General features: G+C 64.8%; 11 protein-coding genes. 7 read left to right on the top strand and 4 right to left on the bottom strand.

What is annotated here, in order from left to right:
* Window positions 1–1,355: phosphoenolpyruvate carboxykinase (locus Q0071_RS17355; RefSeq protein ID WP_298172410.1), on the bottom strand; the 1,355-nt coding region annotated here is incomplete at its 3' end.
* Window positions 1,356–1,760: 405 nt separating this feature from the next.
* Between Q0071_RS17355 and Q0071_RS17350 the strand changes: the two genes are divergently transcribed.
* From Q0071_RS17350 to Q0071_RS17320, 7 genes are all read left to right on the top strand, one after another.
* Entirely contained in the window at window positions 1,761–2,477 is a 717-nt protein-coding gene (locus Q0071_RS17350; RefSeq protein WP_298172407.1) for a response regulator transcription factor, read from the top strand.
* A complete protein-coding gene (locus tag Q0071_RS17345; RefSeq protein ID WP_298172404.1) occupies window positions 2,446–4,050 on the top strand; it encodes a stimulus-sensing domain-containing protein in 1,605 nt (534 codons plus the stop codon). The genes Q0071_RS17350 and Q0071_RS17345 overlap by 32 nt, the downstream gene beginning before the upstream one ends.
* Complete coding sequence (locus tag Q0071_RS17340) at window positions 4,047–4,475, top strand: HPr kinase/phosphorylase (RefSeq protein WP_298172401.1); 429 nt, start codon at window positions 4,047–4,049, stop codon at window positions 4,473–4,475. The genes Q0071_RS17345 and Q0071_RS17340 overlap by 4 nt, the downstream gene beginning before the upstream one ends.
* A gap of 99 nt (window positions 4,476–4,574) precedes the next feature.
* Entirely contained in the window at window positions 4,575–5,504 is a 930-nt protein-coding gene (gene rapZ, locus Q0071_RS17335; protein WP_298172398.1) for an RNase adapter RapZ, read from the top strand.
* A gap of 193 nt (window positions 5,505–5,697) precedes the next feature.
* Window positions 5,698–6,102, top strand: coding sequence for a PTS sugar transporter subunit IIA (locus tag Q0071_RS17330; RefSeq protein ID WP_298172395.1), 405 nt, complete (start codon window positions 5,698–5,700; stop codon window positions 6,100–6,102).
* A 2-nt stretch (window positions 6,103–6,104) separates the two neighbouring features.
* Window positions 6,105–6,416 carry an HPr family phosphocarrier protein gene (locus Q0071_RS17325; RefSeq protein ID WP_298172392.1) on the top strand — a complete coding sequence of 104 codons (312 nt, stop codon included), beginning with the start codon at window positions 6,105–6,107 and terminating at the stop codon, window positions 6,414–6,416.
* Between the two features lie 7 nt (window positions 6,417–6,423).
* On the top strand, window positions 6,424–7,227 hold the full coding sequence (locus tag Q0071_RS17320) for an RNA methyltransferase (RefSeq protein ID WP_298172389.1): 804 nt from the start codon (window positions 6,424–6,426) through the stop codon (window positions 7,225–7,227).
* 31 nt (window positions 7,228–7,258) lie between these two features.
* Here Q0071_RS17320 and rmuC read toward each other — a convergent pair whose 3' ends face one another.
* The 3 genes from rmuC to recR all read right to left on the bottom strand — a co-directional run bounded on the left by rmuC (window position 7,259) and on the right by recR (window position 10,261).
* A complete protein-coding gene (gene rmuC / locus Q0071_RS17315) occupies window positions 7,259–8,830 on the bottom strand; it encodes a DNA recombination protein RmuC (RefSeq protein ID WP_298172387.1) in 1,572 nt (523 codons plus the stop codon).
* Window positions 8,831–8,899: 69 nt separating this feature from the next.
* A complete protein-coding gene (gene def, locus Q0071_RS17310; RefSeq protein ID WP_298172384.1) occupies window positions 8,900–9,466 on the bottom strand; it encodes a peptide deformylase in 567 nt (188 codons plus the stop codon).
* Window positions 9,467–9,664: 198 nt separating this feature from the next.
* Entirely contained in the window at window positions 9,665–10,261 is a 597-nt protein-coding gene (recR, locus tag Q0071_RS17305; protein ID WP_298172381.1) for a recombination mediator RecR, read from the bottom strand.
* Between the last annotated feature and the right edge of the window lie 65 nt (window positions 10,262–10,326).

Genomic DNA, 10,326 nt, shown 5'->3' with positions numbered 1-10,326 from the left:
AGCGCGCGGGTCGCCTTGATCGGCATGCGCTTGATCCCCGGCATCGTGGCGAGGCCGCCCGACCAGCCGGTGTTGACCAGCCAGCACTTCACCCCGCCCTTGGCGATGCGCTCCTTGAGGAGGTTGCCGTAAATCGAGGGATGGCGCGGCATGAACGGTGCGCCGAAGCAGGTGCTGAACGTAGCTTCCGGTTCGGTCACGCCGATTTCGGTGCCGGCAACGCGCGCAGTGTAGCCCGAAAGGAAGTGGTACATCGCCTGATCGGGTGTCAGCCGCGCGATCGGGGGCAGCACGCCATAGGCATCGGCGGTGAGGAAGATGATGTTCGACGGGACCGGACCGAGGTTCTTCTCGCTCGTGTTCGGGATGAAATCGATCGGGTAGGACCCGCGGCTGTTCTCGGCGAGCGAGGCATCGTCGAGATCGATCGTGCGGGTTTCGGGATCGATCACGACGTTTTCGAGGATCGTGCCGAAGCGCTTGGTCGTCGCGAAGATTTCGGGCTCCGCTTCAGCCGAAAGCCGGATCATCTTGGCATAGCAGCCGCCTTCGAAGTTGAAGACTGCCGTGTCCGACCAGCCATGCTCGTCATCGCCGATGAGGGTGCGGCTTGCGTCCGCCGAAAGCGTGGTCTTGCCGGTGCCCGAAAGCCCGAAGAACACCGCCGTTGTGCCGTCAGCACCGATATTGGCCGAGCAGTGCATCGGCATGACACCCTGCACCGGCAGCAGATAGTTGAGAATGCCGAAGACCGACTTCTTCATCTCGCCCGCATAGGCAGTGCCGCCGATGAGGATGAGCTTCTCGGAGAGGTTCACCGCAACCACCGTCTCGCTCCGGCAGCCGTGGCGCGCGGGATCGGCGCGGAAGCTCGGGATATCGATGATCGTGTATTCGGGGGCGAAGCTCGCCAGTTCTTCCGCCGTCGGGCGCACCAGCAGGGTGCGGATGAACTGCGAATGCCAGGCGAACTGGGTGATCACGCGCACCGAAACGCGATACTCGGGCTGCGATCCGCCGAACAGGTCTGCGACATAGGCCTTGTCGAGGCCGCCAAGCGCGGCAAGGAAATCGGCCTTGAGCACGGCGAACTGCTCGGGCGTCATGCTGACGTTGGTCTTGCCCCACCACACGGTGTCTTCGGTCTCGGCATCGCGGACGAAGAACTTGTCCTTCGCGCTGCGGCCGGTGTGCTTGCCGGTGGCGACGACGAACGGGCCATCTGCCGAAAGCACGCCTTCGCCATTGCGGATCGCATGCTCGACCAGCGGCGCGGTGCCGAGGTTGGCAAAGATCTGTGCCGGCTCGGGAAGGCCCTGTTCGGCCAGGCTCACGTTCAATGCGGTATCAGACACAGATCGGTCTCCCATGGCAGGTCTGCCAGTTGCCCGGGCCGGTTGGGGCTCCGGGCGAGGCAGGGCCCCGCGTTGCAATCACACCCAGATGCTTTCGTCCGCCGGCGAATCCGCTGCTGTTTTGCATACGAATGCGCTGAGTCCGTTTTGGCGCATAGCCACCCGTCCATGCTGCGTCAAATGCCCTCGCGGCAACCAAGTTTTTTGCGCAGCAAGTTGCACCGCGTACAACTGCCCCGCAAACCCGACCGGTTCCCGCACCGGTTGCCAGCCGCGAGGTGAACCGGTAATCGATTGGGCCCTGCCTCGCCGCCAGCCAGACCGGAAGCCGCCCTGTCCGACGCATCGCAATCTCCGGCTCGCTCCGCGCTCCGCGCGCCCGCGCGCAGCGGCGATGATCCCCGCGTGATCGCGCTGGTGGACGATGACCGGAACATTCTCACCACCGTCTCGATCGCGCTACAGGCCGAAGGCTTTGCCACCCGCCTTTACTATGATGGTGCCGCCGCGCTGAAGGCATTGATCGAAAATCCGCCGGACCTGGCCATCTGCGATATCAAGATGCCGCGCATGGACGGGCTCGAACTGCTCAGCCGCCTGCGCGAGAAGAGCCAGCTTCCGGTTATCTTCCTTACCAGCAAGGATGCGGAAGGCGATGAGGCGCTGGGTCTTGCGATGGGGGCGGACGACTACATCGCCAAGCCGTTCAGCCAGCGCCTGCTGATCGCCCGCATCCGCGCGATCCTGCGCCGCTCCGAAATCGCCCGCAGCGATGCGGCGGGTCCGGCCGAGCCGGGCGAGGAGGCACAGCCGCTGCCCGAGCCGATCCGCCGCGGCCGCCTCGTGATGGATCCGGCGCGCCATACGGTGACCTGGGATGACGCGGCGGTTTCGCTCACCGTCACCGAATTCCTGATCCTGGAGGCGCTCGCGCTGCGCCCCGGCGTGGTCAAGACGCGCAACCAGTTGATGGACGCGGCCTACCACGACGACGTCTTTGTCGACGACCGCACCATCGACAGCCACATCAAACGGCTGCGGCGCAAGTTCCGCGCGGCGGACGCCGAATTTGCCGCCATCGAGACGCTCTATGGCGCCGGATACAGTTTCACCGATTCCTGATCTGGCGCCCGAGTCCGCCCGTGCGGGTCAGCGTCGCCGCACCTGGCGCGTGCGCGGTGTCTCGCTCACGGTGCGCATTCTCGCGGTCAACGGCATTGCGCTGGCGCTGCTGGCCGGCTCGTTCTTCTACCTCGACAGCTACCGCAAGCAGTTGCTCGCCGAACGCTTCAAGCTGGCCCGCGCCGAAGCGGAAATTGCCGCCACCGCGCTCACCGAAGCGCGCCCGGCCAGGGCCCGCGAAGTGCTTGCCGAAATCGGCACTGCGCAAAAGCTGCGCCTCACGCTGTACGACGCGAAAGGCGGCCTGATCGCGGACAGCTTCCGCCTTGCCCCGCCGCCCTTTGCCTTCGCCGATCCGGACAAGGAGGCCTGGTACACCACCGCCGCGCGGCTGCTCGATCGCGGCGTCGATTTCATCGTCGGCGCCCCTGTGATCGAGCGCTACCGCGAACCGCCCGAGACGGGCGCGGCCAACTGGCCGGAGATCGCGCGCGCCCGCACCGCACGGGCGACCGAGGTCTACTTGCGATACGCCCCCGATCGTACCCCGGTGATCACCGCCGCGACCCCGGTCGGGCCGGATGGCGAGATGCTGCTCGCGCTGCGCAATGCGACCGATGTCACCCAGTCGGTCCGCGATGCGCGCCAGTCGCTGGGGATCATCATCGGCGTCGCCTTCCTGCTCTCGATCCAGCTCTCGCTGTTTCTCGCGCGCACGATCGTCCAGCCACTGCGGGCGCTGGTCCGCGCGGCGGTGCGCGTGCGGCTCGGGCGTGATCGCGCCGTGGTGGTGCCGCGCCTGCCCGAACGCGGCGACGAGATCGGCCTGCTCGCCCGCGCCTTCTCCGATATGACCACCGCGCTGCGCCAGCGCATCGATGCGGTCGAAAGCTTCGCCGCCGATGTCGCGCACGAGCTCAAGAACCCGCTGGCGTCGCTATCCAGCGCGCTCGAAACCATGGAGAAGGTGGATGACCCGGCGCTGCGCCAGCAATTGGCCGCGATTGCCGCGCACGATGTCCAGCGGATCGACCGCCTGATCACCGAAATCGCCGACGCCAGCCGCATCGATGCACAATTGAGCCGCGCCACATTCGCCCCGCTCGATCTGGCGGGCCTGGCCGGAGATGTTGTCGGCGCGCGCGGTGCCCGGCCGGACCGCGAGGCCTGCCCGATCCGTATGGTGCGCGGCGGCGGCACCGCGATGGTGCGCGGCGATGCCCTGCAGCTCGAACGCGTGCTTGAGAACCTGCTCGACAATGCGGTCTCTTTCTCCCCGCCCGGCGGCACCGTCGAAGTGGTCGTCTGGGGCAGCGAGGGCCGCGTCTTCCTCGCCGTCTGCGACGATGGCCCCGGCATTCCCCCGGCCGAGCGCGAGAAAGTGTTCGAGCGCTTCCATTCCGTGCGCCCCGCCAGCGAGGCTTTCGGCGCGCACAGCGGCCTTGGTCTCGCCATCGCGCGCACGATTGCCGAGGCGCACGAAGGCTCGCTCACCATCACCGACCGTCCCGGCGGCGAGCACGGCGCGCAGCTGGTGCTTGAATTGCCGATGGCCGGGGAGGACGAGGAGTGAAGCAGGCGATCAAGCATCTGGCCACCTGCGTCGCCATCGAAGGCCGCGCGGTGCTGATCGAGGGACCGCCGGGTGCGGGCAAGTCGAGCCTCGCGCTCGCGCTGATTGATCGCGGTGCCGCGCTGGTGGGTGATGATGGCGTCACGCTCGAACGCAATGGCGCGCGGCTGCTGGCCAATCCGGTGCCCGAAACAGCCGGCCTGATCGAGGTGCGCGGCCTTGGCCTGGTTACCATGCCCACCGCGCGCGGTGTGCCTGTTGCACTGGTGATTGCGCTCGACCGCGAGGGTCCGCGCTTCATCGAGGATGCCAAAGTCGTCACCCGCCACGGCGCGCTGATCCCTCAGGTTCAGCTCTGGCCGGACAGCCCTGTTCTCCATCTGCGCGTCGAACTGGCCCTGCGCACATTCGGCCTCGTCGATTGAGCCAGATGTCGCAAAGCGGAACAGAGCCGCGCGCTTACCCACGTCCGTTGCACCGATGCGGTCTTTCCTTCGCGCCTCGGCTGGCGCAAACCACCCGCCATGTCGGCTGAGTCGGAACCGGAACAAGCGCGGCAGCGCATCCTGCTCGTCACCGGCGTACTCGGCGCCGGCAAGACCACCGCGCTGCGCACGCTGGAAGACATGGGCTGGGAGGCTATCGACAACTTCCCGATCCGCTTGCTCGACCGTTTGCTGGAGACCGAGCCGGGTTCGGCGCAACTGGATGCAGGTTCCCCGCTTGCGATCGGTTTCGATACGCGCACCCGCGGCTTCGATCCCGCAAAGACGATCGAGCGGGTCAAGCGGCTCACATCGCGCGGCGATCTTGCGCTCACCACGCTGTTTCTGGATTGCGGCGGGTCCGAGCTTGAACGCCGTTACAACGAAACCCGCCGCCGCCACCCGATGAGCGAGGACAAGCCCGCCGCCACCGGTATTGCGGCGGAGCGCGAACTGCTCGAGCCGCTGCGCCGCTGGGCAGATGTGGTCATCTCCACCACCGATTTTTCCACCAACGATCTCCAGCAGGCGATTCGCGAACAGTTCGGCAGCCACACGCCGCAGCGCACCACGCTCACCATCAGCAGCTTCGGCTTCTCGCGCGGCACGCCGCCGCTGGCGGACCTCGTGTTCGACATGCGCTTCCTGAACAATCCGCACTGGGACGATGTCTTGCGGCCGATGTCCGGCAAGGATGAGCCAGTCGGCGAATATATCCGCCGCGATCCGGCATTTAGCGAGGCTTTCGCGCGGATCCGCGATCTCTTGCTACTGCTGCTCCCGCGCTTCCAGGCGCAGGGGAAGGCTTATGTGAACATCGCCTTCGGCTGTACCGGCGGGCGCCACCGTTCGGTGTTCATGGCCGAACAGATCGCTTCAGCCTTGCGTGATGCGGGATTTTCTCCCACATTGCTGCATCGCAACCTGGGGTCGCGCGCTGCTGACATGGTCGAAGGCGCGCAGACATGAAAAACAAACAGACCTGCCGTCCATCCGGGGAGACAGGCAGGGAATCGGGGGAATGGGCATGCACTGGAAGATGGCGGGACCGGTCGGGCATTCAGCCGGATGCGGCACCAGCCTCAACCGAATTTGCCCAGTCTGAACGCGGCGCGCCGCCGCATTGCCCTTCGGAGCCACCCCCTCACATGAACCGCAACGCATGATCGGTCTCATCCTCGTCACCCACGGCGCTCTTGCCGACGAATTCATCCACGCGATGGAACACGTAGTTGGCCGGCAGCCGGATATCGTTGCGGTTTGCATTGGCCCCAATGACGATATGGAGCGCCGCCGCAAGGAAATCGCCGAAGCGATCCGCCGCGTCGATTCAGGTTCCGGCGTGATCATCCTCACCGACCTGTTCGGCGGCACGCCCTCCAACCTTGCGATCTCGCTGATGGAGGCAGGCAAGGTTGAAGTCATCGCGGGCATCAACCTGCCCATGCTGATCCGCCTCGCCAAGGCCCGCAACGCGATGGGCGTGCGCGAGGCGACCGCCGCGGCGCGCGATGCCGGGCGCAACTACATCACGATTGCATCCGAATTTCTGGGGCAGGACGCCTGAGCATGACTGACGACGCCGCTGCGAACTCATCTGATGTTACAACGGCGCGCGAAACGGTCCTCATCGTCAACCAGCGCGGCCTGCATGCGCGGGCGAGTGCAAAGTTCGTCAATGCCGTCGCGCGCCTGCCCGAAGGGGTGGAAGTCCTGGTGATCAAGGACGGGACCGAAGCGCAGGGCGGCTCGATCCTCGGCCTGATGATGCTGGGCGCGGCGAAAGGCGATTCGGTTGAGATCGTCGTGACCGGACCTGACGCGCAGGGCGTGCTGATGAAGGTCGCCGGGCTCGTCAAGGACGGCTTCGGCGAAGATTGAGCGGCTTGTGACCCGCCGTCAGATCACCGGGTTTTCCAACCCGACCATCAAGGCCGTCCGCGCCCTGCGCGAAAAGAAGCACCGCAAGCGCGAGGGCCGCTTCCTCGCCGAAGGGCTGCGCCTGCTGACCGATGCGCGCGAATGCGGCCGCCTGCCCGAACTGCTGCTGATGGCCGATGGGCGCGAGGGGCATCCGCTGCTCGATGCGCTGGAAGCGGCGGTTACGCGCGCAGGCGGCGATGTGATCGAAATGCCTGAGGACTTGCTCGCCAAGGTGACCGGCAAGGATAACCCGCAGGCAGTCGCGGGCGTCTTCGCGGAATGGGACACTGGGCTCGAAGCGCTGGACCGTAGCCGCGCCCCGCTGTGGTTGGTGGCGCAGGCCATGCGCGATCCCGGCAATCTCGGCACCATGCTGCGCACCGCCGATGCGGTGGGGGCGGGCGGTGTGATCCTGCTCGATGATTGCGCTGATCCCTTCTCGGTCGAAGCGGTGCGCGCGAGCATGGGCGCGGTGTTCACCGTGCCGCTGGCGCAAGCGCGGTGGGAGGATTTCCTGCCTTGGCTGCGGTCGGGCGAGGGCCAGCTTGTCGCTGCGTCGTTGCGGGAGGCGGTGCCCTATCGCGGTGCGCCGTACACGGCGCCATGCTTTGTGCTGGTCGGCAACGAATCGCGCGGGCTTCCCGAAGACTACGAAATGGCCTGCGATTTGCGCGTGACGATGCCGATGAAGGGCCGCGCCGACAGCCTCAATGCGGCGGTGGCAGCGGCGGTGCTGGCCTATGAGGTGCTGGCGGCGCTGGGGGGATAGCCTCGTCCAGCCCGTTCGTGTCGAACGAACCCTATTCCGTCGCCTCGCCATCCGTGTCCGGCTCGACCAGTGCGAGCTTCGGGCCCTCGCTCTCGGCATGGCGCGGGACCGTCTCAATCAGCGGTACGTCCTCGATCTCGCGCTTGCCGATCTCGATATGTTTGTCGCGCAGGCGCTTGCCGGTGACCAGAACGCGACTCTCGAAGCTTCGAGCAAAGTCATTATAGCTCGTAACAGCACGACCAAGATTAAGACCCACTTTGCTCAAGTCTTCTGCGACTTTCGCTAGCCGGTCATAAAGTTCGCCGCCCATCTTGCCGATCTCACGCGCCTCGCGAGCTAGCCCGTCTTGTCGCCAGACCTGTGCTATAGTTCTTGCGATAGCCACGAGATTGGTTGGCCCCGTCAATAGAACGCGGCGTTCAAATGCATAATTCCAAAGATCAGCGTCTCGAAGCAAAGCGCCTTGATCGATTGACATCGAACGGCGACGTAAATCATGATCAATTGCGGAGGATATAAAATGATCTCCAGGCACAAACATTACAACAAAATCTGGAGAATCTGGAAATTGATCCTGATAAGCCTTACTGCCAAGCGTATTGATGTGATTTTTCATCGACTGAACATGCCGATCAAGAAATGCATCTCTCGTAGCGTCGTCGGTAGCTGTTACCGAGTCTTGATGGTCATTAAGTGAAACCTTGGCGTCTATAACCAGAATTTTATTTCCGGGAATCCTGACAATAGCGTCAGGGCGCAAGCGGCCATCATCAGTTTCAACTGAATGTTCAGTAACAAAGTCTGTTCTTTCTGCAAGTCCGCATTGTTCAAGTACATTCCGCAGTTGCAACTCGCCCCATCGCCCACGCGTCTTAGGGCCATTGCGCAAACTGTTTCCCAATTGCAGCGCAGCGGTTCGTACTGCTTCTTGTCCTTGACGCATCCCGTCGATCAGCTCGCGCAGTCCGCCGAAATCGTCGATTCTCTTGGCTTCTAGAGCTTGTACCTGTGCCTCATACTTCTCTAGCTTTGCGCCAACTGGCTCCAGAACTGCTTTCAGTCGCGCCTCACTGGTTTTCTCGCTCTCGGCAAAGCGCGCGTTGGCGCGGGCGAGGAAGGCTTCCTGCGCCTTCTCGAGCACTTTGTGACCGGCGTTCTCGAATTCCTTGCGCAAGGTTTCCTGCGCTTCAATCAGCAGGCGCTCCTTTGCCGAAAATCCTTCGGCCTCCGCCTTCATCCGCTCCAACTCGGCGCGCAGCTCCTCGCGGTTGGCGCGCAGAGCGGCAAGTTCCGTGCGAATCCGATCCGCGTCCGCAGCGCGCTCCTGCGCGGCGGCAAGGGCCGGGGCGAGTTCATCCCGCTCGCGACGCACATTCGCGAGTTCCGCAATCCGCGCTTCCAGGGCCTTTACCTGCTCGCTCATGGCGGCGAGGTCGACGGTCATGGCCTTGACCATGCCTTCCGCAGCCTTGGCATCGGCATCGCGCTGGTCATGCCGTGCGCGCCAATCCGCAATCGGGCGCGCGCCAAGGAACCAGCCCACGCCGAGGCCGGCAAGCAGCGCAATGATCAGAAAAACAAAGACAAGGGTGGTATCCACGCCGACTCCAATACAGGAACGAAGCGTGAACTTATCCTGACTCTACCGGCAGCGCAAGCGGGGTGGAGCTCACGCCGCGCGGCGCATCTTTTCCAGTTTGCGCAGCACCATCTGCCGCTTGAGGCGCGAGAGATGGTCGATGAACAGCACGCCTTCGAGGTGGTCCATCTCGTGCTGCAGGCAGGTGGCGAGGAGGTCGTCCATCTCTTCCTCGTGGACCGTGCCGTCGAGGTCCTGCCAGCGGGCGCGAATGCGCGCGGGGCGTTCCACTTCGGCGTACATTTCGGGCACCGAGAGGCAGCCTTCGTTGTAGACGCGGCGTTCTTCGGAAGGATCGAGGATTTCCGGGTTGATAAACACGCGCGGCTCGCGCTTCGTCGGCTGGTGATGGTGGTGATGCCCGTCGTGCGCGCACGGCACCGGCTCGGCATCCGGATCGTCGGGCTGCAGGTCGATCACCAGCACACGCAGCGGCACGCCGACCTGGACGGCGGCCAGCCCGATGCCGGGCGCGTGGTACATCGTCTCGAACATGTCGGCGACGAGCGTCTTCAGCTCCTCGTCGAACACGGTGACGGGCGCGGAGATCTGCTTGAGGCGCGGATCGGGGACTTCGAGGATTTCGCGGATAGCCATGAGGCGCAGATAAGCAAGGCTGCGGCGACTCGCAAGGTGCCCATTGACCCTCCCCATTTTCGTCGCAGACGCAAATGGGGAGGTGGCCCACCGAAGGTGGGTCGGAGGGGTAATGGCGCCGAGGAATAGCCCCTCCGTCAGCCCTGCGGGCTGCCACCTCCCCATTTGGGCTGCGCCAAAATGGGGAGGACCTTAAGCCTAGCCAACCGGCCTTCGCGCGCGCAGCGCCTGCGCAAGGGTGCCTTCGTCGAGATAGTCCAGTTCGCCGCCCACCGGCAGGCCATGCGCCAGTTGCGTAACGCGCAAGGGCAGGGTGTCGATCCGTTCGGCGATATAGTGGGCAGTGGCCTGGCCCTCCAGCGTGGCGTTCATCGCGAGCACCACTTCATCGATCCCGCCTGCCTCCAGCCGCACAAGGAGCTGGCCGATCGAAAGATCCTCCGGCCCGACGCCATCCAGCGCGGAGAGTCGGCCGCCAAGGACATGGTAACGCCCGGTGAACAGCCGCGCGCGGTCGAGCGCCCAGAGGTCGGCGACTTCCTCCACCACGCAAAGCGCGCGGGCATCGCGGCGCGGATCGGTGCAGATGCTGCAAGGGTTAGTCGTATCGACATTCCCGCACGTGCTGCATTCCACCAGCCGTGCGCGCACGCCTTCCAGCGCTTCGGCGAGCTGGACAAGGCTCGTCTCGCGCCGTTTGATCAGCCACAGCACCGCGCGCCGCGCCGAACGCGGCCCCAACCCGGGAAGCCGCGCCAGTGCGCTCGCCAGCGCCTCGATCTCTTGCGATGCCATGGGGGGAGAGATAGGGCCACGCCACGCAAACGAAAGGCCCTTTTGAGCGTTATGCGCATCGTCTT

The sequence above is a fragment of the Novosphingobium sp. genome (assembly GCF_027486195.1).
Taxonomy (GTDB): Bacteria; Pseudomonadota; Alphaproteobacteria; order Sphingomonadales; family Sphingomonadaceae; genus Novosphingobium.
Note: the sequence above shows the minus strand (reverse complement) of the source record. Positions and strands in the feature narration are given on the sequence as shown.